The sequence below is a fragment of the Mucilaginibacter gossypii genome (assembly GCF_017569325.2).
GTDB lineage: Bacteria > Bacteroidota > Bacteroidia > Sphingobacteriales > Sphingobacteriaceae > Mucilaginibacter > Mucilaginibacter gossypii.
In genome coordinates, this window is record NZ_CP071878.2 from 3,290,875 (window position 1) to 3,313,282 (window position 22,408).

Consider the following 22,408-nt stretch of genomic DNA (forward strand, 5'->3'; position numbering starts at 1 on the left):
TCGTTTTTTAACCTATAATTGCCTTGCCTGTGAATAATTAACCAGGAATTAAAACCTTATTCCTCTACCAGACATAAGCCTATTACTAACCAATATTTATTATATGAAAAAACCAATCTGCTTTTTGATCCTGAGCTTGTTCATTACTATCGTAAGCTGCAGCAAGGGCAAAGATATTACGCCCGTTACAGCTAAACCGGGAACGGATACTACCCAAACCGATAACAGTATCGGATTTAGCAGTGCCGATGCCGACCTTGCCTATACAGCATTCAATAACGCTTTTTACGATTCAAATAATAAACTTTACTTCAGCACCACTAAAAAAGATGGCGTTGCAGCTATATGGACGCAGGCTATTTACTGGGATATGGCTATGAATGTTTATGAGCGTACCAAAACCCCTGCACAGCTTACCCGCATTGGCGATATATACCAGGGTAATTATAATCATTACGATGGCTACAACTGGAACAACACCACCGTTTGGTTTATTTATGACGATATGATGTGGTGGGTTATTGCCCTGGCGCGCGCCAACCAGCTTACCGGCAATGCCACTTATCTTGAAAAAGCAAAATCCGGGTTCGACAGGGTTTGGAACGGCTCTTATGACCCTATAGATGGCGGCATGTTCTGGGATTTTCAGCACAGCGGAAAAAACTCATGTATCAACTTCCCTACCGTTATAGCAGCAATGAAATTGTATAATATCACTAAGGATGTTTCTTATCTCAACAAGGCCAAATCTATCTATTCATGGTCGAAAACTAATTTGGTTGACGCATCGGGCAAAGTGAACGATAACAAAATAGGCAATAACCCTCCGGGTGGCCAGGATTATACTTATAACTCGGGCACTGCAATTGGCGCAGCCATGGCCTTATACAAACAAACCAACGATGCAGCTTACCTTAACGATGCCAAACTATATGCCGATTATGTAAAAAACGATATGTGCACCAACGGTATATTACCTGCCGAAGGAGATTTTAACGAACAGGGCGTTCTGAAAGCTATCTTCGCGCAATATATAGTGCAACTGATCAACGAGGGTGCCCAAAGCCAATACCTCAGCTGGCTTCAAACCAATGTTAAAACAGGCTGGAATAATCGCGATGGCCGGAACCTTACTTATCGTAATTACGCCGTACCTACCCCAACCGGCGATATTCAATCATATGAGGCCAGCAGCATTGTAACTTTCATGCAATTGATACCGCCAACTAAGAAATAAGCATTACGTTCTGCTATTTCCCACAAAACGCGAATGCGCCAAATATTTTTTTGCGCCTTCGCGTTTTTTGCGTGCTTATACACAATTTAAATAATCCACATTTGCGGCGTATTCCTGAAATGATTGATCTCCTCAATCACATCGAGTACTTCATCGGGCGATAGTTCATTTTCGCCGTCTGCAACATAACTAAACACTTTTCCCGGCTGCTCGAAAGCGATATAACCCAGGTAATCGGGGTTGTTTTTTTTATTCGCCTGTAAAAGCTTATCAGGCTGGTTAAGCTTGGCTACAGTTGATTTATCGCGGCGATAAATACTATAAGTATAGGTTAGCACCGGGTGACCGTCTGCATGGGCATCACTGTCCGGTACTATAAGAAGAGTTAAATTTTTAGCTATAGTAATGAAGAATGGTTTCATATGTAGCATTAAGTGTAGCATCAAGATATAGCAAGAGGGATGCCACAATCATTATTTCGATAAAATTAATTTACTTTCAGTATAAATAATATTTTTCAATAAAGATTGAATTATGGCACGATTTTTAAAGTGTTACATACAACAAACTAAATACATCAAACTATGAGATCATTATTGTATATCATCGCAGTTATCCTGATAATAGGATGGGCGATCAGTGTTTTTGCCTATTCGGCAACCGGTTTAATCCATGCTTTATTGGTAATTGCCGTAATTTCATTTTTACTTGGCATTATCAGAAGCCCTTCAACAGTTTAAAAACTTCTTTTGTATAAGAAAACAGAACGCGGGCCGCAAGCCCGCGTTTATTGTTTTAGGATTTAAGTTAAAAATGTCACACAAACTTCCATAACGTTTGTTTAGTGTTACTATAAGCTTTACGACGATGACATTAAGCGACGAAGAATTCAGGGAAGAATATAAACCACTGCACATCCCTTCACATTTTGATCCACAGGATACCCAGCAAAATAAAGCCATATATGCGCTGGCACAAATTGGCGAAGGAACAGCAGACAGTGTACTGAAAGAGCTGGAAACCCTGCAGCCCGGCATTGTGAACGAACAGGTTACCGCGCTGGTTAAAACCACTCTTGTCAGCCTTTACAATAAAGGTCTTATTAAAGGCGAAGAACATAACGGGCAGATGCATTACAATTTAAGCAAGATCACCGAGGCCAATGACGGCTCAACGAGGCACTAATAGTTAATCTTCCTCGCCATTTACATTTGCAGTGAGCACATCGCTCATATAATCAAAAAAGGGGCGCATATTCTTAAAAGTATCAGAAGCTTTTATGATGAAATCCGGGCTTAAAGCCTCCTCATCGGTAAAGCGTCGTCTTACTAAAAACTGTTTATAACGCAGCAGCTCAATAGCTTCATGATCTGTGGCGTAACCTTTGGGGGCTGTTTTTAGTTGTTCGCCTTCTAAAACGCCAAAAGTTTTTGTAAACTCCGTACTGCCGATGATTTGCTTCAACGGCGAGGCATCAAAAGCGATATCATCGCGGATCCGCTTAAGATCGGGTGCATCCGGGGCCCAAAAGCCACCTGCTATAAATGTATTGCCCGGTTCCAGGTGAAAATAATAACCGCCGCGGCGGTGCTTTCCCGCCCGTTTAAAATTCCCGCTCCAGTTAGTTTTAAAAGGCGTTTTATCTTTTGAAAAACGGATATCGCGGTAAATGCGGTGCAGGGCCTTTTTTGCGCTGGGCGTTTCGATAACGTCATGCGTATTGAGCAGGTTCAATAACCCGGCAGTAAAAACCTCCACCAGTTCAAGCTGCTGTTGATATGCCTCTTTATGTTGAGCAAACCAGTCGCGGTTATTGTTCTGTTTCAGTTGCATCATAAAATCAAAGGTGGAGGCGGGTAGTATTAGCTGGCTCATAATTAAAAATAATCTGCAAAAAGCAGGAAAGCCAAATTAGAGAAATTTGCAGGCTGTCCAAAATCGAATCCGCCTGCACTGTTTAATAATACATTCGGATGATGCTTAAGCAACCGGATTTCCCCTCAAAACAAAAATGTGACACTTGTTTTTTGCCGAAAAACCTATCTTAGCCAAACAATCAAACCTGCTATGAAAAGGCGCTCCTTTGTTAAATCAACCCTGCTAACCGGTGTTACCGCAACTGTTTTACCTGCCATGAGCAAAGCTACAGAAACTTCTCCCAAAGCTGCCGAATACTATGAGCTAAGGGTATACAACCTGAAAAATTCGGAACAGCAAAAACTGGTAGAGGATTTCCTGAAAGATACCGCTATACCAGGCTTCAACCGGTTAGGTGTGAAACATGTAGGCGTATTTACCGAAATGAAGCCCGAAGGCCAAACCAGGCTTTTTGTGCTGGTGCAGTTTAACAGTCTTGCCCATTTCGCAACAGTGACCGATAGTTTCGCCGGCGATGCAGAACTGCAGGCCAAAGGCGCTGCTTACCTTAATGCCCCGGCCGCTGCACCTGCTTATGAACGGATAGAAAGCTCTTTGTTAAAAGCATTTGTACACATGCCGCACCTGGAAGCACCTGAAAATAAAACGAGGATCTTTGAGTTGAGGCAGTATCAAAGCGCAACTGAAGCCGCAGGTAAAAAGAAGATTGAAATGTTTAATGATGAAGGCGAAATAGATGTATTTAAACGCCTCGGTTTCAAACCTGTTTTTTGGGGCGAAACCGTAATAGGTTCACAAAGGCCTAATCTTACCTATATGATCACCTTTGATGACCTTGATGCCAAGAATGCTCACTGGAAAGCTTTTGGTAGTGATCCGCAATGGAAAAAGATCAGCGCCGTACCGGAATATGCCGATGCCCTGCTGGTGAGCAAAATAACATCAACTATACTGATGCCAACAACTTACTCACAGATTTAATTTTTTACAGACTTACGAAGTTTTGGAAACTTCGTAAGTCTTGCTTATCAACGGCCTTTTCGAATTTCATCATACAGCTTATTTTTCATAAATTTATTAGCCACGATATGGAGCCAAACAGGTAAACACTCAGCGAAGCTGAGATTGAACTTCTGAAAGAAGGCTTGAAACGAGGTTATAAAGAGCGTTTTCAAATGGCCACCCGTTTGTACAAGATATAACAAACCATGAGCAAGGCTTCGATAGTAAATAAACCATTTATCAGCAAATAATCTGTGGATGTATTTGACGAGGAAATATTAAGCCTTTCCAAAACCCATATTCCCCCTTAATTCCCCTACTGCCTGTTTCAACATTTGTTTTAAATAAATACTGCCTTAGTTAGAGCCAAAAGACCCCTGGTTTTGAGAGGGGCCAAACGGAGCGCAATTTTTTCTGAGACTCATGACCTTTTATCAATCATTATAAAAGAAACAAAAATACCCAATAAAATATCATTAAAAATACTATTAAATAAATAAAAACAATAACTACCCATACCCGGCTCTGCGCCGGGATTATGAAAGTTAAGGCCCGGCGTAATGCTATTACGCAGGCAAAAATAAAAGAGGCCGGTACAAGATTCGAACTTGCGAACATTCCTTTTGCAGAGGACTCCCTTGAACCACTCGGGCAACCGGCCATGTTGTGGAAATAAAAGGACTTGAACCTTTAACCGACACCGTATAAGGGTGCTGTTCTTACCATTGAGCTATATTTCCAGCTGTAAATCAGTAGGGTAACCCGGACTTGAACCGGGAGCCTCCACATCCCAAATGTGGTAATCTGACCAATTGATATACTACCCTGTAAAGCAAAAAATCCCCTTAGTTTTTATCTAAGAGGATTTTTCAATGTTGTTATATACTTACTATATATACACAGCTATCTCCTCTGATAAATCAGTATGGGTGATGGACACTGTATACATATTGTTGTTTTCATGATGCAATTATACAAACAATATTTAAATTAAAAAATAATTATGAAAAATATTTTTTTTTCAATTGAATTTGAACCTTGATTCGTAGGATTAAAGGAATACTTGAGTTAGAACTCCAAAGTAACATTTAAGCTTCCGAATTTCTATAAATCATTAAAGCATCAAGTCCATCTTTTAATCCTACGAATCAAGGTTCTGAAAAAAAATAAAAATATTTTTCACTGCGCAAATACACTGCGCAGTAGCCTCCAACCTTTGTATCAACAAAACGAAATAAAGGAGGTTCAAAATGAAATTCAACCTGTTAAGCAGAGTAAAAACCAAAACGGTAAATCATGAAGGCGCAAAAGCTTTTATCATGAGCGCCGAAATGGAATTGTACACCACGGTAGTTACCTGGAGCTTAAACGACACCTTTTATGAAAAAGACCAGGCACGCATGGAGCGCCTGCGTAATTTGATAGCTAAATGCAACCCGGTATTTGTTGGTAAACTGGCAGTTTATGCACGTACCAAAATGTATATGCGTTCGGTGCCGCTGGTGCTGGTTACCGAATTGGCTAAGCTGCACTCGGGCAACGATCTGGTTGCCCGGGTTACCGACGGGGTTATCGGCCGTGCCGATGAGATCACCGAGTTATTGGCTTGCTATGAAACGTTAAACCAGCGCAAGGGCACTAAAAAGCTCAACCGCTTATCAAAGCAAATGCAAAAAGGTTTATCGCAGGCGTTTAACCGCTTTGATGAATACCAGTTTGCTAAATATAACCGCGATGGTGCCATAAAAATGCGTGATGCTTTGTTCCTGGTACACCCACGTGCCAAAGATAATTTGCAGCAGCTGATCTTTAACAAGATAGCCACAAACGAACTGCAAACACCTTACACCTGGGAAACAGAACTCTCGGCCCTTGGGCAACTGAATTTTGATAGCGCCGAAGCCAAAGCAATAGCGTTCCGTGCCAAATGGGAAGAACTGATTGACAGCGGTAAAGTTGGTTATATGGCCTTGCTGCGTAACCTGCGTAATATACAGGAAGCCGGTATAAGCTATGCCCACTTTAAAAAAGTGTGCACAACCCTTGCCGACGGCGAACAGGTGGCTAAAGCCAAACAGTTTCCATTCCGCTACCTGGCTGCTTACCGTGAGCTGATAACGCCAACCTCGGCGGTGCAAAACATTGCAAGGGCAGCCAAAGCAGCCATAACCGGCAACAAAGGCCATACCGGAGAACTGATGGATGCATTGGAAAAAGCGGTACAAGCAAGCGCAGCCAATATCAGGGGTTTTGACGAAAATACCCGTGTATTGCTGGCCTGCGACGTATCCGGATCAATGCAGAAACCTATATCGGCAAAGTCAAAAGTGCTGTTGTATGATATTGGTTTAATGCTGGCCATGCTGCTGCAATCGCGCTGTAAAAATGTGGAGGTAGGTATGTTTGGCGACCGCTGGAAAACCATTACAGTACCACGCGGTAACATTTTGGGCAACGTGCAGGAGTTCTATCGCCGCGAAGGTGAAGTGGGTTACTCAACCAATGGCTACCTGGTTATTCATGACCTGAGTACCCGCCGCGTGCAAATGGACAAGGTAATGTTATTTACCGATTGCCAGTTATGGAACAGTAACGGCGGCAGCAATTACATACAGGAGCAGTGGGTTTATTACAAACAACACATTGCGCCAAAGGCAAAACTGTACCTGCTTGACCTGGCGGGCTATGGACAGGTACCATTGCAGTTACTTCAAAACGACGTGTATTTAATTGCAGGTTGGAGCGATAAAGTTTTTGATGTGTTAGCAGCAATTGAAAACGGACGCTCGGCACTGAACATTATTAACAATATAGATTTATAAAAACGTGCAGGGAAGCTAACAGCCCTGCACTTAAAGAAATAAAGATGCCGTAGGCAAGAGTTACTTCGCAGCCAATAATGGGGAGGGCATTGTGGCGAAAGCCATGATGGAGGTTCGAGTCCTCGCTTGCAAGCCCCCAAGTCTCTTGCCGCCTTTGCTCTTTATAAAAGAAGGTGTCGTTTATAAGTGTTACTTCGATTTCCAAAACTGAGACGTCGGTTCGAGTCCGGCCCCGCAAGGGTAGTTGAGATGGTTAAAACGCAGAGTAAGCAAGCACTTATCGCCTATTACCCTTCTTTTAAAAAATTGAAAATAAAATAAGGTGCCGTAAACAAGTACTACTTCGATTTGGGACGTTAGGGTCGCCGGTTCGAACCCGGCCCGCTGGTAACCGCGGTAGCTCAGTTGGTTAGAGCATAATGCAGAAGATTTGTTGACCATTGCCCTTATTTTCAAAATGAACAACAGGTTAAAGTGCCGTAAATAAGTATTACTTCGCTTTTTTAACCCCAGGGTCGCCGGTAAAAATCCGGCCTTTAGCCCCGCAAGCTAAGGTAGCTCAGACAGTTTGGAGCATGGGACGACTGAACCACTTGTTAGCCATTGCCTTTGGCCTGTTGTTCATAAATTTCTTTTACCTAAACCTGCTGCAATCAGGAATAAAGATGCCGTTGGTAAGCGTTACTTCGCCTTTCAAGCCAAGCGCTACCATTCATCGCTCTTTATTCCCTGATTTTAAACAAAGAAACTTCACCCTTCGGGGGTAAGTAATGAAAGATGTCGTAAGTGGGTGCTACTTCGATGGTTGAAAACATGTAGCAATACATGAGTGCCGGTTCGAATCCGGAATACACCTGCTACCTGTAGCTCTTTCATTTTTTTAACTTTTAATATTAAAAACAATGACTGATACTATACAACAAAAACTGCTTGAATTAGAGCAAACTGAAAACATAAAAATACTTTATGCCTGCGAATCGGGAAGCCGGGCCTGGGGCTTTGCCTCGCCCGATAGTGATTTTGATGTGCGTTTTATATACGCCCGTCCTGTAAATTATTACCTCGGCATAACAGATATGCCCGATTTTATAGATCTGCCGATAAATGATGTATTGGATATACGAGGCTGGGATATACGCAAGGCGCTGAAGCTATTCCTGAAATCAAACATATCCTTGTTTGAATGGATACAATCGCCCATAGTTTATCGGGAAGACAGCGACTTTGCTGCCGAAATACGGGGAATAATGTCAGAATACTTTTCACCAATGGCATCAGCTAATCACTATTCATCATTGGTTTTTAACACCGTACGAGATGATTTGCAGGGAAGCGAAGTTAAACTGAAACGCTATTTTTATGCACTAAGATCAACACTGGCCTGTCTTTGGATAGCGGACCGCAAAACAGTGCCGCCAATGGAGTTTAGTAAATTGAGACGTTTGATAAGCGACATACATTTTCAGGATACCGTAGATGACCTGCTTGTTCAGAAGCAAACAGCCGATGAAAAAACGTTGATACAACCAGTACCGCTATTGCAAACCTGGCTGGAGGATACGCTGACTTATTGCAAAGAGCGAATACCTCTGCTCACGTCAGAAAAAAGGCAGCCAGATGAATTAAACCAATTGTTCAGAAAACACATACTATTATGACTTTTGATCATCTGCAACAAAACCCGCAACTGCTCCTGCTTGATTGTATCAGCGGGAGCACTGCTTATAATCTCAACGTTAAGGGATCTGACACGGATAGGAAGGGCATCTTCATCATGCCTCAAAAGCAGCTTTATGGCTTTACCCAAACCGATCAGGTCGCTAATAGCACTAATGATGAGGTTTATTTTGAGATCGGTCGTTTTCTGGAATTGCTTACCAAAAACAACCCCAACATACTGGAGTTGTTAAGCACGCCCAGGCAATTTGTATTGTACCGCCACCCGCTGATGGACTTGATAAAGCCGGAAGATTTTCTGTCGAAACTTTGCCTGGATACCTTTGCAGGTTATGCGCATTCGCAAATAAAAAAGGCCCGCGGCTTAAACAAAAAAATCAATAAGCCAATAAACGAAACCCGTAAGACAGTACTGGATTTTTGCTATGTGATCCATGATAATGGCAGTATTACACTAAAGGAATGGCTTCAGGTAAACAACTTTGAGCAGCAGCAATGCGGCCTGGTAAACCTGGACCATTTCAGGGATGTATACCTGCTTTATCACCAAAAACAATTGAAGGCAGGCTACTTCAGGGGAATAACATCTGGTGCCGACGCTGATGATGTACAACTGAGCCCGGTACCCGAAGGAGTAGAACATCTGGCGGTGATGAACTTTAATAAAGATGGCTATTCGGTATACTGTAAAGAGTATAAGGAGTACCGCGAATGGGAAGCAAAAAGAAATGAGGCGCGCTATCAAAGCACGTTATCGCACGGCAAAAGCTACGATGCCAAAAACATGATGCACACTTTTCGCCTGCTCAATATGGCCGGAGAAATAGCACAATACGGCCAGGTAATCGTAAACCGGCCCGATAGGGATTTCCTGCTAAAAATCCGCAACGGCGAGTTTGAATTTGATGAACTGATGAATATGGTTAACGAAAAAATGGAGCAAATCAATGAACTATATCGAGCCTCTACCCTACCTGATAAACCGGACCTGCAAAAGGCTGAAGGCATTTTATTGCAAATAAGAGATGAATTTTATGAAAACAGCCCGCTATAGTCCACTGCCATATTATATGTAAAGGCTGTTTAAAACATGGACGCACGAAACGATCCCGATTTGCAAAGCCGTTTTGTAGAGTTTGGCATTGCTTCGTGCCCAGCAATAACGTTTCTTTGGCATGTTGCAATCGTGAGCTATCCTCCAATAAAGTCAAACACAAAAGGGCCTTCCAATACGGAAAGCCCTTTTTTAACTCCGAAATCGAAACCCGAAATCCGAAATCAAAACCAATCTCTATTTATGCTTCGAGCTCATATAAAAAGTTATCTCACCGCCATTCATGATCTCATCATGGCTGATGAACAACTTATCAAGCGGTTTGCCATTCAGTACCATCTTTTGCACATAAACATTTCTGGCGCTTTGATTTTTCACATTGATAGTAAACTTTTTACCGTTATCCAAATTAATAACCGCATGATCAACAGCCGGACTGCCGGTTGAATATTGATCTGAACCCGGCGCTACCGGGTAAAAACCAAGCGAAGTAAATATGTACCATGCACTCATCTGGCCGGTATCGTCGTTGCCACCTAAACCATCAGGAGTTGGTTTGTACATCATTGGTAAAATCATGCGTACGCGTTCCTGCGTTTTCCATGGTTTATCTGTCCAGTTGTACAGGTAGGCTACGTGGTGCGACGGCTCGTTGCCGTGCACGTAGTTACCGATAATGCCGTCGCGGGTAATATCTTCTGTTTCGGCAAAATATTTATCAGGCAGGTTCATGGTAAACAATGAATCCAGGTAACGTACAAAGCGCTTATCGCCCCCCATCAGTTTGATCAGGCTTTCGGGATCCTGCGGAGCGAACAGAGTATAGTTCCAGCTGTTACCTTCAATAAAACCTTCGTTAATGGTGCTCAACGGGTCAAACTTAGTCCTGAATGAACCATTGGCCAGTTTTGGGCGCATGAAACCTATTGAGGCGTCATAAACGTTTTTATAGTTTTCTGAGCGCTTGATAAACTCTTCGTAGATATCGTTTCTGTTTAGTTTTTTTGCGAGCTGAGCAATGGCCCAGTCGTCAAAAGCATACTCCAGGGTTGAAGAGACCGATACACCACTTTTTTCATCAGGGATAAAACCTTTATCCATGTACTCGCCAATGCCTTCATAATCGCGGTGACGGGCTGTGGCAACGCAGGCATCAAGTGCTTTATTAGCATCAAAATTCACATTACCTTTTATTACAGCATCGGCAATTACGGCAACACTGTGGTAACCACTCATACACCAGTTTTCGTTACCGGAATTTGACCAAACCGGCAGCATATGCTCCGGGCTTTGATCAAAGTGGGCCAGCATCGATTGGATCATATCTGCGTTACGTTTCGGCTCAATAATGTTAAACAGCGGGTGTAGCGCCCTGTAGGTATCCCAAAGCGAAAATGTAGTATAGTTAGTAAAACCATCTGCCTTGTGTACATTTTGATCAAGCCCCTTATACTGTCCGTCAGCATCCATATACAAAGTTGGGTTGATCATGGTATGGTACATAGAAGTATAGAAGTTCAGTTTGGTTTCTTTACTTCCGGCTATCTCAATTTTATGCAGTTCCTGTTCCCAAAGTTGCTGACCATCGCTTTTCACCTTATCAAAGTCCCAGCCCGGTGCTTCGGTGCGCATGTTATTCAGCGCGCCGTCCATACTTACAGGAGATATGGCAAACTTAATTTTGATCTTCTCCCCTTCTTCTGTTTTAAAGTCAAAGTAGCTGCGGATCTGTCTGCCTGCAATTTCAGGGAAGTTTTTGGTTTGATTGAATTTACCCCAGAAACCACCGTACACCTCACGCTTGTCATATTTTTTATACCCATGCTGATAAAATGGTTTTGAAAATGCCATCGCAAAGTATAAGGTACGTGTGCGGGCCCAGCCATTGGTTTGGCGGTAGCCTACAACTGTTGAATCGTTAACTACTTTAAGGTAAGTCCACACGTTTTTATCGGGATAGTTATAGATCCCCGCCATGAGGTCGAGTATAATGTGCGACTGATCCGACTTAGGGAAGGTGTACTGATGAAAACCAACCCTTGCAGTGGTGGTTAGCTCGGCTGTGATGTTATTATCATCCAATTTCACCTTGTAATAATTGGCACCGCTAACCTCATTCTGATGCGAAAATGCCGAACGGTAGCCGCTGCCTGGTTTATCGGCCACACCTGGATTGAGTTTTAAAGCCCCAACGGTTGGCATAATTAAAAAGTCGCCCAAATCTGAGTGACCGGTACCGCTGAAGTGGGTATGACTAAAGCCTACTATCGTTTTATCGTCATACTGATATCCTGCACAATATTTATATACATCCGGATTGTAATGACCGTCCTTTTCATAGCTGGCAGTGTCTGTTTCGGGGCTTAGTTGCACCATACCAAAAGGTACCGTTGCTCCCGGATAGGTATGCCCCATACGTTGTGTGCCTATAATAGGGTTAACATAATCAACCAGCTTTTCTGTTTTGGTTTGAGCCTGGCTATAAACGGCCGTACCTATTAATAATGCTGTAAGTAATCTTCTCATTGTAATCTTTAAGTATATTCATTGTTTCCTCTCATATACGAGGAAACTCTGCGTCGTGGCCGCTGGCCTTGTAATCTTTTTTTTAACAAAGCAACTAATTTATGTAAAGCAGCCCGCTAAATATGGGAGTACGTGGTATTTGTTACAGATACCTTTAAAAAACGGTTTAAACCGCGGGATTTAAAGCATAAGCGGCCCACAATTCATCCACTGTTTTTCCTGTTAGATTTTTCCAACTCTCGTTGGTGAAAGTATGCTCACGCAGTTGCTTATCAAGTATTTTTACCAGATCGGGCTTTGCGTTTTTTTCTGCCCATACCAAAAAGCGTGCAGTTACGCGATATGCATTATCATAGTTTTGGGTTGATTTAAATGCTGGCAATGCCCATTTGGCCCCGGCGTTGTCTACTCCAAATTTAAACCTGGCATAATCAGCAATCCCTTCGGTTAACCATCCGGGGCCATCGCTGTTGCCATAAGCCTGCACAATGTGCATTACTTCGTGAGTAACCACGTCAATATCGCCGGGATGTTTGGTCATGTATTTCGCGCTGAATACTACGGTGTCATTTCCGGTAGCAGCTACGCCGTCATAAGCAGTGTCGATAACAAACGTTACTTTTTTAGATGTTTTTTTGTTGTACTCCTTTGAAAGTTTTGGATACACTTCAAAAAAGGTTTTGATCAGCCTGTCTTTCAAATCTGTGCTAAATGCAGCATCCTTACTGATAAAAGTTACCTGGTAGCCTTTTTGTTTAAAAACTTCCTGCGCATTGGCATTCAAACCCATGAACAAGCCCGAAATTAAGAATAGTGAGAAAATAAATATTTTTTTCATGAATAGTTTTGGTTTTTACGATTGATAATAATTAAACCATCCAAATATAGATAAAACGTTTTATCATTAAAGCATATTACTCTGTAATATTATTAATAGTTCCCTTTCAATTTATTCAAAAACAAACGCCTGTTGCTCTTCAAACAACAGGCGTTTTATTAATTAAACAATATTATCGAAAAAGAACTATGAAGCAGTTGAACTATGGTGGAGTTAGCCCCCAACTACCTCAACCGGTTCTAACTAACCAGGTGAGCAGCATCAATGTTCAAAGCTAATTAAATAAAACGTTTTACCAAATGATTTCTAAGGAAATTAGTGGACCCAATACTAAACTATTGTCACGCTGTAGCCTTCGACAGGGTTGATCCCCGCTCAATCAGTTTCGACGGGATCTTCAGATCAATTTTTGAAGCATCAAGTTTGTGTGTGTTGATTTGCGCCATTAAAATATCAATTGCCGATTTTGCAATGTCGTAAGTAGGTTGTTGTATGGTAGTAATACCCGGCGGGTATAGACTAAACACTTCATTATCATCAAAACTTATCACGGCCAAATCATCCGGGATACTAAGCTTAAGATCTTTGATGGCCTGCAAACCCATGGTACCCAAATAATTGGTGGTAAAGAAAACAGCATCCATTTGTTTTTGCTTTACAATAAATGCTTTAACAGCCTCAACCCCTTCATTCTTGTCCATATCAAAGGGAACCTTTAAAACCATCTTACTGCTATCTTTCAGGTTATTATCTTTTAAAGCAGCTTTATAGCCCAGGCTCCGGTCGTTTAGCTGGATCAGCCCGAGGTCGGCAGTTACCATCCCGATATTTTTATATCCCGATCGTACAAAACAATCAACCGCGTTATAAGCGCTTGCATAATTATCAACCAGCACATGAGGGATGCTTGTCCCCGGGAAATATCCGTCAATGAGCACTACAGGCTTTTCATTATCAACCAGGTTCTGGATATCTTTTTCCAGCCCTTTCATCGGGGTAATAATATAACCATCAACCAGTTGCTGGCTCAGCATCCTGATCATGTCCTTGCCTTTTTGCAGGTTATTATTGGTGCTGCAATAAATAATACGATAGCCGTCTTTTTCTGCCTCCTCTTCAATTACCTTTGCCATCTCTCCAAAAAACGGCCCGCCAATGCTCTCCACTATCAGTCCGATAACTTTTGAAACACCCGTACGCAAACCAACCGCCATACGATTAGGTTCATAACCATTTTTTTGGGCCACATCCAATATCTTCTTACTGATCTCTTTGCTAATACGGCCCTTGCCATTTAAAACAAATGAAACAGTAGTTATTGATGTATCGGTAAGTTTGGCTATATCCTTAATGGATATTTTTTTTTTCATCATCGTTTTTTAAATTCAGGTTTAAGGTTTAGTATGCCCGACATCTTAAAGTCTTATCAATTTTTATGTTAAACCGGCAATTCGTCAAACAGGTATCTCTGTCAAAATTCAACTTTTTGCTTTTTTTCAATCAAACCCGGCAAGTTAATTTTGCTAATTGCCAATATTTTAACCTTATAATATAAACATTTAAAACCGGACTGGTAAATATAGCGTATGGCTTCCATTTTCGACCTTTTCAACAACAATTTATTGCAATACAGTTATAAACTTTCATTAAGATCATAAAAAAATTAAAATAGAAGACCTGTATATAAAAGCTTTCATCGTATCAAATGCTAACAAATTAATGCTAAATTTAGATTTTGTGTTTTCCCTGATTAATTGGTATTTTAAAACTTCATGAGTATAACCCCGAAACTCAACCGCTTTGATCTTTCAATGATTGTTGTGAGCCTGGTAATAGGCATGGGCATTTTTGCAGCACCGGCAGAAGTAGCAAAAAACTCAAGCACACCTCTTTTGTATTTCGGAGCCTGGCTGCTTGGGGGAGCAGTAAGCCTGTGTGGGGCGCTCACCTTTGCCGAAATTGGCGCCCGCTACCCCACCACCGGTGGCTTTTACAAGGTTTTTTCGTACTGCTTTCACCCGGCTTTTGCCTTTATGATCAATTGGGTGCTGGTAATAAGCAACGCGGCCTCCGTTGCTGCCGTAGCGCTTATAGGCGCGGAATACATTAACCCCATTATTATGCCACAAAGCCTGCAAAACGATGCGGGCATCAAAATCATGACTATAACTTCCGTAGTTGTTTTATATATTATAAACTACCTGGGCATTAAAATGAGTGCACGCACACAAAATGTGCTTACCCTTTTTAAAATAGGCATGATCCTGATTTTGTGTGCGGCAGTATTTAAAGGTAACATCAATACTACCAAAGAAGTTATCGCATATCATAATAATAACAATATAAGCGCGTTCGGAATAAGTTTGGTAGCTGTATTTTTTACCTATGGCGGTTACCAGCAAACTATAAATTTTGGAGGCGATATTATAAACCCGAAGATCAATATCCCCAAGGCTATATTTTTTGGAATAGCTACAGTGATATCATTATACATGCTTATCAACTTTGCATATTACTCAGTTTTAGGCATTAGCGGCCTTCAGCATAAAACTACGTTAGCGGCAACCCTTGCAGGGGTTTTGTTTGGTGCTGCGGGATATAAAATAGTATCGCTGCTTATGTTTGTTTCGGTACTGGCTTTCGTTAACGTTAATATTATGGCCAATCCGCGTGTTTATTATGCCATGGCCGAAGATGGTATATTACCTGCCCGCTTTAAACGTGTAAACAGCCAAACACAGGTACAGGAGTTTGGATTGAGCTTTTTCGTAGGCGCAGTGCTCATTATCCTGTTTTTTGCCAATTCGTTTCAAACCATATTAAATTATGTAATGTTTTTTGATACCATTGGCCTTTCAACTGCAGCTATAACCATCTTCATTTTGCGGCGTAAAACCAAACAGCTCAATAATACCGGCATCTATATCATGAAGTGGTACCCTGTTATACCTGTCATATTTATTACCACTTATTGGTTTGTTACTATCAGCATTTTTATTGAAAATCCGCAGGCTGCTTTAATATGCATCTGTGCTTTTATTGCCGGCCTTATTATTTACTATATCACAAAACGAAGCCAAAAACCTAACACTATACTTTAATTATGGATTTGTCATTTATTTTAAATGAGCTTGGGGAGGAAAGAGAGAACTACTTTAACGCCATTTCGCCGCCAATTATGCAATCAAGCAACTTCAGTTTTAAAGATGTTGCAGCGCTTAGGGGGGCAATGAATGATGAATTTGAAAGCAGCCTGTACTCAAGAGGGCAAAACCCCACACTCACTATACTCAGGAAAAAACTTGCCGCGTTAGATGGCGCGGAAGACGCCCTGCTGTTCAGCAGCGGTATCAGTGCTATAAGTGTCCCCATTTTATCGCTGTTAAAATCCGGTGATCATATTATAGCCGTGGATAACCTGTACAGTTGGACAATTAAATTATTTAAAGACTTTTTACCCAAATTTGGCATTACAACCACATTTATTGACGGAACAGTTTTTGAAAATTTTGGACAAGCCGCAACCCCGCAAACACGCCTAATTTACCTCGAAAGCCCTAACACATTTTGCTATGAGCTGCAGGACATCAGGAAAGTGGCCGATTTTGCGAAATCAAGAGGTATCATAACCATGATTGATAACAGCTATTGCAGCCCCCTTTACCAGCAACCAATATCTATGGGGGTTGACCTTGTGGCGCAATCAGCTACCAAATATATTGGTGGTCATTCGGATGTTGTGGCAGGTGTGCTTACCGGCAGCAAGGCTATGCTTAAAAAAATCTTTGAGCACGAGTTCATGAATACCGGTCCGGCGCTGTCGCCCCACTCGGCATGGCTGCTTTTGCGGGGATTAAGAACGCTCCCGCTGCGGCTGCAACGCAGTTTTGAAAGTACCAGGATCGTTACAGAATGGCTTGCCTCTCATCCGGCTGTACAGGATGTGATCTGGCCTTTTAGTCCCAAATTCAATCAGGCCGATTTAGTTAGCCAACAAATGCAGGGCTGCGGAGGCTTATTTAGCCTCATATTAAAACACAGTTCATTTAGTAAAATTGAAAGGTTTTGCGACAGCCTGAAACATATTTTACTTGCAGTGTCGTGGGGAGGCCATGAAAGTCTTGTTGTGCCGGCCATTGCCTCTTTTAGTGAGGATGAATATTCGGCCGATAACGACCATCATCAATTAATCCGGATGTACATTGGCCTGGAAGATCCTCAATACCTGATAGCAGATATTAAGCAAGCCTTAGAAAAGTAAACAGTCCCGGCCTGGCGCCGGGATTACTGTTTGGTTTTTGAAATCAATTTTAATTATTTATAGGGATGCATGCTGAATACCTTTTGCATGCTGATGCTCAAAATATAGGTATTTGATCTGATACTCCCGGTTAATGCTGTCATAAGCCATCAGATCAGCATCGCCGTGAAAGTAATTGCGGATGCTATACCTGAAATCATTTTGGTCAGGGAAACTCTTGTACACATTTGCTACAGTTAAGTTTAAAACAGGCGTTGCTATAGCGGCACTGAAGAAATACTTTTCGTAGCGTGCATAGCCTTTTCCTTGCGGTATTATTTGTGCATGTGTATAAAGCGGAAAACCGGCTGTATCAAGTATCTCATATGCTTCATTTTGATAAAACCTGTAATTTTTACCTCCGTCGCGGTAGCCAAAAACATTGCCCTTTAACAGACTGATCTTTTTACTTCCGGCTTTAACGCTGATGTGCTTTCCTCCAAAAAAATCATTGATTTTTAGTTTTTTACCAGCTTCGGGTACATAGCTCAACTTACCGGCTTTGTAATCCTGTACAGTTAAATAGATGCCTGCGTTTGCATTTGTGTTTTGTGCCTTAAGTCGGTTCGCCTGTATACTTATCATTATCATGACGATGATCATTTTAATTGAATTTTTCATTTTGTTTACTGTTTAATGTTAAAGTTAAGGGCATAAAAAAGCCGGGCGGCAAAACCCGGCCTCCAACCTTTACTAAACCTAACCCTTACAATCCAAACGGGATGAGTTATCGCGGTTTTAAAGTACGTTTATAAATTATACGCCTCTGTGTGCTTAAAAACGCACCAGCAAGGCAGCTATAAATCTTGTTTCAGAATTCACCAGGTCGGGGGTAAAATTGGTACCGCCAAGTGGCGTAGTATTATAGCCATCGGGCGAGGTAACGCCACCATGACCGGCAAAGTAAGGCACATCGGCATGGCGGTGTACCACTTCCATCCTGAAAGTCAGGTAATCGTTAGGCATCAAATCAACTGTGGTTGAGTAATCATAGGCATGGAACTTATCGCCCGGATTAGCCGAAAACGGATGGGTACCAACCGTACCTGTGCCCACTGCCGGGATGGGGTTGGCATCGCCCGTTGGGTAAAGCACCAGGTAACGGCCGGGGTTGTTCATCACACCACCGCCTACTGTCCAGCCTAAATGGCCGTTGGCCATTAACATACGGTGATAAAACATGGCGCTGGCAAAGTATTGGGCCGGCCCTTTAACAGGATCTGATTTGAAACCGTTAACGCCATCGCCTTTTTCATCACCAAGGTCGCCGGTAAGAGAGAAAGCCATGCTGTTTACAAAAGTATTTTTGTTTTTATAATAGCGGACCTCCACGCTGTTATCGGTATGGAAGCGCTTACGACCCGGTTTATCCTGAGTATCGGCACCATAATAGTTATTACTTAGCACCTGAAGCCATTCTTTAGGGCGCCAAAGAACCTGACCACCAATGCCCGGCCTGCTATTAAACATGCCGTATGATTGCCAGCCGTTAATTAGCCAAGGCTCAATTTTCAGTTTGTCCGATACAAAGATCTGCACACGCACGCCGTTAAAAAACCACGGCGTATTATCGCTGGTGAATGATGGCTGGTAAGCCCAGTTTTCGGCATTATAGTACGAGAACAAACCTACGTACGACATGAACAAACCTGCATCAACGTTGATACCGTTCAACACATTAAAATGGTAACCGGCGTTGGCTTCGCTCAGGTAGCGGTAAGCTGTTGAAAGGTCAAACTGTCCACGGGTAACGCTAAAATCGTTGCGGGGTACAACTGTCGACCGGGTGCCGAACTGGGTAAGCACACTGGCACGCACATTATCATAGTGAAAATCTCCGCCGAAAGCTACCGTCGAGATCTCAAACTCATGGTCACGCGCCAGGGCGGTTGAACCAACCACGGTATGGTCTATCGGGTTATTATTTGAAGCGGTATAGTTAAAATCAAGCAGGAAACGACCGGTAAAATATTTAGTATCAAGCAGGGCTTTGTGACGGCGGTCGTTGCCGTTAAGCCAGGTAAAATCGCCAAAGGCAAATGGTTCGGGTTTAGTTTTTAGGGTGTCTTTAACTGTGGTGCTGTCTGGTAGTGATGCAGCGTTTGCCTGGGCATAGGCTAAAAGTAATGTAAGGCCTAAAGCAATGAATAAGAGAAGTTTTTTCATTTTTTGTATGAGATTATTTGTTCGCGGCCGGAGCGGGTTGCAGTGTTTAGTTTTAATTGCTCCTGCCTGCGTTAATTATGGCACGCCTGCCAATTGCTATACCAAAGTGGCCGCAATGTTTTTCGCCGATTTGATTATCAGCTCTTTATTAGTTTTTGTTTTATTTTTTGATTGGGGATAGTTGAATGTTCTGTTTCATTTTGAGAAGGTGGTTTTCTCATGGTGATTGAGGTAAAACCAGGGTAGTTCTTTTTCTGGCGCAAGTCTTGCGTGTTGGGCAGTGCAGGGCTGACTTGTGCCTTCTACGGACAATTTGCTAAGTCACAAGTCAGCCACCCGCATGGCCGCCACACAAGACTTGCGCCAGAAAAGAGTTGAAACAAGTTCAACATGACCCTGATTTTATTTGTCCCCCAATATCAATTCATAATAATATGATACTCTTCAATTTTACGGTACAGGGTGGCTAAACCAATTCCAAGCACCCTTGCAGCTTCTGATTTATTGCCTTTCACATATTTCAGGACCCTGCGGATGTGGTGGCGTTCTACGCTATCCAAATCAAGTGCTACAAGGTCATAATAACCACCGTTATGAAATTCGTTGGGGAGTAGCTTAGGAGTGAGTATAGGTTCGTCCATCAGGATGATCACCCGCTCAATTACATTTTTAAGTTCGCGGATATTGCCGTTCCACTTATGCTGGTTGAGCAGTTTAAAAAAGTTCTCGTCCACATCAGGCTGCTTTTTCTTCACTTTGGCCGAATACAGCTTGATAAAGTGCCGTGCCAGCACCTCAATATCCCCTATCCTATCCCGCAGGGGCGGCAGCACGATAGAAAAGCCAGAAAGGCGATAAAACAGATCGAGCCTGAAGTGCCCGTCTTCCGATTCCTTTTGCAAATCGCGGTTAGTAGCAGCGATGAGGCGTACGTTCACTTTAATGGTTCGGGTTTCGCCTATTTTAATAAAAGTACCGTTTTCAAGCACCCGCAACAGTTTGGCCTGTAGGTCGTGGCTCATTTCGCCAAGCTCATCCAAAAAAATAGTGCCGCCATTGGCTTCTTCAAACAAACCTTTTTTATCCTTTATAGCCCCGGTAAATGCCCCGGCTTTATATCCAAACAATTCACTTTCCAATAACTCTTTGCTAAAAGCACTGCAGTTAACGGCAACAAAAGGCTTGTCTTTACGCAGGCTTTCATAATGGATAGCTTCGGCAAATACTTCCTTGCCTGTGCCGGTTTCGCCTAAAAGCAAAACGGTGGCATCAGTGCAGGCTACTTTTTTTGCCAGTTCAGCCGCCTCCAGTATCGCCGGCGATTGTCCAAGCACTATTGGGAAACCATGCTGGGCTTCAACCTCATTTTGCAGCTCGTTAATGTGGTATTGCAGGTTGGCTTTATCAAGCGCTTTACTTACCAGTGGAATGATCCTATCGTTATCATCGCCTTTGGTTAAATAATCAAAGGCTCCGTTTTTAATAGCAAGCACCCCGTCGCTGATGGTACCAAAGGCCGTTAGGTTGATGATTTCGATGTAAGGCTTTATTTGTTTGATGCGCTGCACCAGTTCAACGCCATTGGCATCGGGCAGTTTCACATCGCTCAGCACCACCCTCACATCCTCGCGCTCAATGATCCGCAGACCAGCTTTGGCATTTGGTGCCTGAATTACGTGATAACCTTCCAGCATCAGGATCCGGGCCATCAGTTCGCTGAGCTTAACCTCGTCATCAATTATTAATATGCTTGATTTCATTTTTGTATTTGTTTGGATTATTGATGAGCATCAGCGGTAGTGTTTCCAGCAACCGTACATATAAGCTGATCCCCTTCTTGATCTCTTCGAGGTAAATAAATTCATCGGCCGAATGTGAGCGGGCCGAATCACCGGGGCCAATCTTTACAGAAGGAATTGATAGCCAGGCCTGATCAGATGTGGTAGGCGAGATATAAGTTTTGCAGCCAACAGCTATTCCCGTTTTAACTATAGGATGCTCAGGAGATACTGATGAAGCGCCCAACGAACCGGCGCGTGGGCTTACCTGGCAGGATACATTACGTTTGATGATATCAACAATTTCATGCTGTGAAAATGTATCGTCATGCCTGATATCAACAGTGAACTCACACCTTCCCGGTACAATATTATGTTGCGAACCTGCTTTAATAGTAGTTACCGTCATCTTTACCGGCGAGATCCCTTTTAACTGTTGCGGAAACTGGTACAGGCTAAACCATTCCAAATCGCGCAGGCATTTATGAATGGCATTATCGCCCTCTTCGCGCGCGGCGTGACCGGGGCGGCCATTGCTTACGCAATCAATGACCAAATTGCCTTTTTCGGCAATGGCCATCTGTAATAAAGTAGGCTCACCAACTATAGCCAGCTCGCAATTGCCCAGCAAGGGCAGGATTGATTTAATGCCATTTTCGCCCGAGTTCTCTTCTTCAGCGGTAATAGCAAGGCATAAATTAAAACCAAGGCCCTGGTAGCAATAAAAATGCAGGAAAGCAGCTATTAACGATACCACACAACCACCCGCATCATTGCTCCCCAGGCCATAAAGTTTCCCTTCGCTTATTTCCGGGCAAAACGGGTCTTTTGTGTAAGCTTCGTTTGGCACAACCGTATCCATATGAGAGTTAAGCAATATTGTCGGTTTAGTTTCATCGTAGTATTTATTAAAGCACCAGATATTGTTTCCCTGCCGTTTCACCTTTACCGAATACCCAAGCAAATGCTGTTGTATAGTATCAGCAACCGCACATTCATCGCCACTGAACGACGATATCTTGATCATGTGCTGCAGCAGCACAACTGATTCGCTAAAAAAATGCGGGTTTAAAGGCATAGTATGCCCTACCAGGGAGGTGACGGGCTGCTCATTCAATGTTTTTATCATA

Annotated in this window: 18 protein-coding genes and 3 tRNA genes; 9 read left to right on the forward strand and 12 right to left on the reverse strand. The window is 42.6% G+C overall.

Translation table 11 applies throughout. The features are described 5' to 3' along the window. Positions 1-103 precede the first annotated feature (103 nt). Positions 104-1,237: a glycoside hydrolase family 76 protein gene (locus J3L18_RS13765; RefSeq protein ID WP_129570338.1), complete on the forward strand. Its 1,134-nt coding sequence runs from the start codon at positions 104-106 to the stop codon at positions 1,235-1,237. 86 nt (positions 1,238-1,323) lie between these two features. On the opposite strand, the gene J3L18_RS13770 is transcribed toward J3L18_RS13765, so the two are convergent. Continuing rightward, a complete protein-coding gene (locus J3L18_RS13770; protein WP_129570337.1) occupies positions 1,324-1,659 on the reverse strand; it encodes a hypothetical protein in 336 nt (111 codons plus the stop codon). A 162-nt stretch (positions 1,660-1,821) separates the two neighbouring features. Between J3L18_RS13770 and J3L18_RS13775 the strand changes: the two genes are divergently transcribed. Together J3L18_RS13775 and J3L18_RS13780 are read left to right on the forward strand one after the other, a co-directional pair. Next, positions 1,822-1,977 carry a lmo0937 family membrane protein gene (locus J3L18_RS13775; RefSeq protein WP_112652139.1) on the forward strand — a complete coding sequence of 52 codons (156 nt, stop codon included), beginning with the start codon at positions 1,822-1,824 and terminating at the stop codon, positions 1,975-1,977. Positions 1,978-2,104: 127 nt separating this feature from the next. After that, positions 2,105-2,422 (forward strand): hypothetical protein, encoded by a 318-nt coding sequence (locus J3L18_RS13780; RefSeq protein WP_129570336.1) that lies wholly within the window; start codon positions 2,105-2,107, stop codon positions 2,420-2,422. A gap of 3 nt (positions 2,423-2,425) precedes the next feature. Here the strand turns inward: J3L18_RS13780 and J3L18_RS13785 are convergent, their stop codons facing one another. Further along, positions 2,426-3,112: a DUF2461 domain-containing protein gene (locus J3L18_RS13785; protein ID WP_129570335.1), complete on the reverse strand. Its 687-nt coding sequence runs from the start codon at positions 3,110-3,112 to the stop codon at positions 2,426-2,428. 192 nt (positions 3,113-3,304) lie between these two features. On the opposite strand from J3L18_RS13785, the gene J3L18_RS13790 reads away from it, so the two are divergent. Continuing rightward, positions 3,305-4,096, forward strand: a complete 792-nt coding sequence (locus tag J3L18_RS13790; protein WP_129570334.1) for an NIPSNAP family protein — start codon at positions 3,305-3,307, stop codon at positions 4,094-4,096. A 608-nt stretch (positions 4,097-4,704) separates the two neighbouring features. Here J3L18_RS13790 and J3L18_RS13795 read toward each other — a convergent pair. From J3L18_RS13795 to J3L18_RS13805, 3 genes are all read right to left on the reverse strand, one after another. After that, a tRNA-Cys gene (locus tag J3L18_RS13795) sits at positions 4,705-4,778 on the reverse strand. 6 nt (positions 4,779-4,784) lie between these two features. After that, positions 4,785-4,857 (reverse strand) — tRNA-Ile (locus J3L18_RS13800). A gap of 13 nt (positions 4,858-4,870) precedes the next feature. Next, positions 4,871-4,944 (reverse strand) — tRNA-Pro (locus tag J3L18_RS13805). Between the two features lie 423 nt (positions 4,945-5,367). Between J3L18_RS13805 and J3L18_RS13810 the strand changes: the two genes are divergently transcribed. The 3 genes from J3L18_RS13810 (at position 5,368) to J3L18_RS13820 (ending at position 9,670) form a co-directional block, all read left to right on the forward strand. After that, positions 5,368-6,939: a TROVE domain-containing protein gene (locus J3L18_RS13810; RefSeq protein ID WP_129570333.1), complete on the forward strand. Its 1,572-nt coding sequence runs from the start codon at positions 5,368-5,370 to the stop codon at positions 6,937-6,939. A 902-nt stretch (positions 6,940-7,841) separates the two neighbouring features. Continuing rightward, positions 7,842-8,597, forward strand: a complete 756-nt coding sequence (locus J3L18_RS13815; protein WP_129570332.1) for a nucleotidyltransferase domain-containing protein — start codon at positions 7,842-7,844, stop codon at positions 8,595-8,597. Then, positions 8,594-9,670 (forward strand): DNA polymerase beta superfamily protein, encoded by a 1,077-nt coding sequence (locus tag J3L18_RS13820; RefSeq protein ID WP_129570331.1) that lies wholly within the window; start codon positions 8,594-8,596, stop codon positions 9,668-9,670. Before J3L18_RS13815 ends, J3L18_RS13820 begins: the two co-directional genes overlap by 4 nt. A 237-nt stretch (positions 9,671-9,907) precedes the next feature. Here J3L18_RS13820 and J3L18_RS13825 read toward each other — a convergent pair whose 3' ends face one another. The 3 genes from J3L18_RS13825 to J3L18_RS13835 form a co-directional block, all read right to left on the reverse strand. Further along, on the reverse strand, positions 9,908-12,196 hold the full coding sequence (locus J3L18_RS13825) for a GH92 family glycosyl hydrolase (RefSeq protein ID WP_129570330.1): 2,289 nt from the start codon (positions 12,194-12,196) through the stop codon (positions 9,908-9,910). A gap of 166 nt (positions 12,197-12,362) precedes the next feature. Next, positions 12,363-13,034: a basic secretory protein-like protein gene (locus J3L18_RS13830; protein WP_091171233.1), complete on the reverse strand. Its 672-nt coding sequence runs from the start codon at positions 13,032-13,034 to the stop codon at positions 12,363-12,365. A gap of 341 nt (positions 13,035-13,375) precedes the next feature. Next, the gene (locus tag J3L18_RS13835; RefSeq protein WP_208102445.1) at positions 13,376-14,407 is read right to left on the reverse strand and encodes a LacI family DNA-binding transcriptional regulator; all 1,032 of its coding nucleotides are present in this window, start codon (positions 14,405-14,407) and stop codon (positions 13,376-13,378) included. Between the two features lie 399 nt (positions 14,408-14,806). On the opposite strand from J3L18_RS13835, the gene J3L18_RS13840 reads away from it, so the two are divergent. Together J3L18_RS13840 and J3L18_RS13845 are read left to right on the forward strand one after the other, a co-directional pair. Further along, positions 14,807-16,135 (forward strand): APC family permease, encoded by a 1,329-nt coding sequence (locus J3L18_RS13840; RefSeq protein ID WP_091171226.1) that lies wholly within the window; start codon positions 14,807-14,809, stop codon positions 16,133-16,135. A gap of 2 nt (positions 16,136-16,137) precedes the next feature. Next, complete coding sequence (locus tag J3L18_RS13845; RefSeq protein ID WP_129570329.1) at positions 16,138-17,295, forward strand: trans-sulfuration enzyme family protein; 1,158 nt, start codon at positions 16,138-16,140, stop codon at positions 17,293-17,295. A gap of 57 nt (positions 17,296-17,352) precedes the next feature. Here J3L18_RS13845 and J3L18_RS13850 read toward each other — a convergent pair whose 3' ends face one another. From J3L18_RS13850 to J3L18_RS13865, 4 genes are all read right to left on the reverse strand, one after another. After that, complete coding sequence (locus J3L18_RS13850) at positions 17,353-17,955, reverse strand: hypothetical protein (protein WP_129570328.1); 603 nt, start codon at positions 17,953-17,955, stop codon at positions 17,353-17,355. 153 nt (positions 17,956-18,108) lie between these two features. Then, positions 18,109-19,500 (reverse strand): outer membrane beta-barrel protein, encoded by a 1,392-nt coding sequence (locus J3L18_RS13855; protein WP_129570327.1) that lies wholly within the window; start codon positions 19,498-19,500, stop codon positions 18,109-18,111. A gap of 419 nt (positions 19,501-19,919) precedes the next feature. After that, positions 19,920-21,260: a sigma-54-dependent transcriptional regulator gene (locus tag J3L18_RS13860; RefSeq protein WP_129570326.1), complete on the reverse strand. Its 1,341-nt coding sequence runs from the start codon at positions 21,258-21,260 to the stop codon at positions 19,920-19,922. Then, positions 21,235-22,407: a M20/M25/M40 family metallo-hydrolase gene (locus J3L18_RS13865; protein ID WP_311086310.1), complete on the reverse strand. Its 1,173-nt coding sequence runs from the start codon at positions 22,405-22,407 to the stop codon at positions 21,235-21,237. The genes J3L18_RS13860 and J3L18_RS13865 overlap by 26 nt, the downstream gene beginning before the upstream one ends. Position 22,408 lies beyond the last annotated feature (1 nt).

Excerpts from the sequence above, each read along its gene's own strand:
- J3L18_RS13855 (WP_129570327.1), bottom strand. The coding sequence starts at position 19,500 with ATGAAAAAACTTCTCTTATTCATTGCTTTAGGCCTTACATTACTTTTA.
- J3L18_RS13865 (WP_311086310.1), bottom strand. The coding sequence starts at position 22,407 with ATGATAAAAACATTGAATGAGCAGCCCGTCACCTCCCTGGTAGGGCAT.
- J3L18_RS13830 (WP_091171233.1), bottom strand. The coding sequence starts at position 13,034 with ATGAAAAAAATATTTATTTTCTCACTATTCTTAATTTCGGGCTTGTTC.
- J3L18_RS13780 (WP_129570336.1), top strand. The coding sequence starts at position 2,105 with ATGACATTAAGCGACGAAGAATTCAGGGAAGAATATAAACCACTGCAC.
- J3L18_RS13850 (WP_129570328.1), bottom strand. The coding sequence starts at position 17,955 with ATGAAAAATTCAATTAAAATGATCATCGTCATGATAATGATAAGTATA.
- J3L18_RS13835 (WP_208102445.1), bottom strand. The coding sequence starts at position 14,407 with ATGATGAAAAAAAAAATATCCATTAAGGATATAGCCAAACTTACCGAT.
- J3L18_RS13825 (WP_129570330.1), bottom strand. The coding sequence starts at position 12,196 with ATGAGAAGATTACTTACAGCATTATTAATAGGTACGGCCGTTTATAGC.
- J3L18_RS13810 (WP_129570333.1), top strand. The coding sequence starts at position 5,368 with ATGAAATTCAACCTGTTAAGCAGAGTAAAAACCAAAACGGTAAATCAT.
- J3L18_RS13775 (WP_112652139.1), top strand. The coding sequence starts at position 1,822 with ATGAGATCATTATTGTATATCATCGCAGTTATCCTGATAATAGGATGG.
- J3L18_RS13765 (WP_129570338.1), top strand. The coding sequence starts at position 104 with ATGAAAAAACCAATCTGCTTTTTGATCCTGAGCTTGTTCATTACTATC.
- J3L18_RS13815 (WP_129570332.1), top strand. The coding sequence starts at position 7,842 with ATGACTGATACTATACAACAAAAACTGCTTGAATTAGAGCAAACTGAA.
- J3L18_RS13785 (WP_129570335.1), bottom strand. The coding sequence starts at position 3,112 with ATGAGCCAGCTAATACTACCCGCCTCCACCTTTGATTTTATGATGCAA.
- J3L18_RS13820 (WP_129570331.1), top strand. The coding sequence starts at position 8,594 with ATGACTTTTGATCATCTGCAACAAAACCCGCAACTGCTCCTGCTTGAT.
- J3L18_RS13770 (WP_129570337.1), bottom strand. The coding sequence starts at position 1,659 with ATGAAACCATTCTTCATTACTATAGCTAAAAATTTAACTCTTCTTATA.
- J3L18_RS13790 (WP_129570334.1), top strand. The coding sequence starts at position 3,305 with ATGAAAAGGCGCTCCTTTGTTAAATCAACCCTGCTAACCGGTGTTACC.
- J3L18_RS13845 (WP_129570329.1), top strand. The coding sequence starts at position 16,138 with ATGGATTTGTCATTTATTTTAAATGAGCTTGGGGAGGAAAGAGAGAAC.
- J3L18_RS13840 (WP_091171226.1), top strand. The coding sequence starts at position 14,807 with ATGAGTATAACCCCGAAACTCAACCGCTTTGATCTTTCAATGATTGTT.
- J3L18_RS13860 (WP_129570326.1), bottom strand. The coding sequence starts at position 21,260 with ATGAAATCAAGCATATTAATAATTGATGACGAGGTTAAGCTCAGCGAA.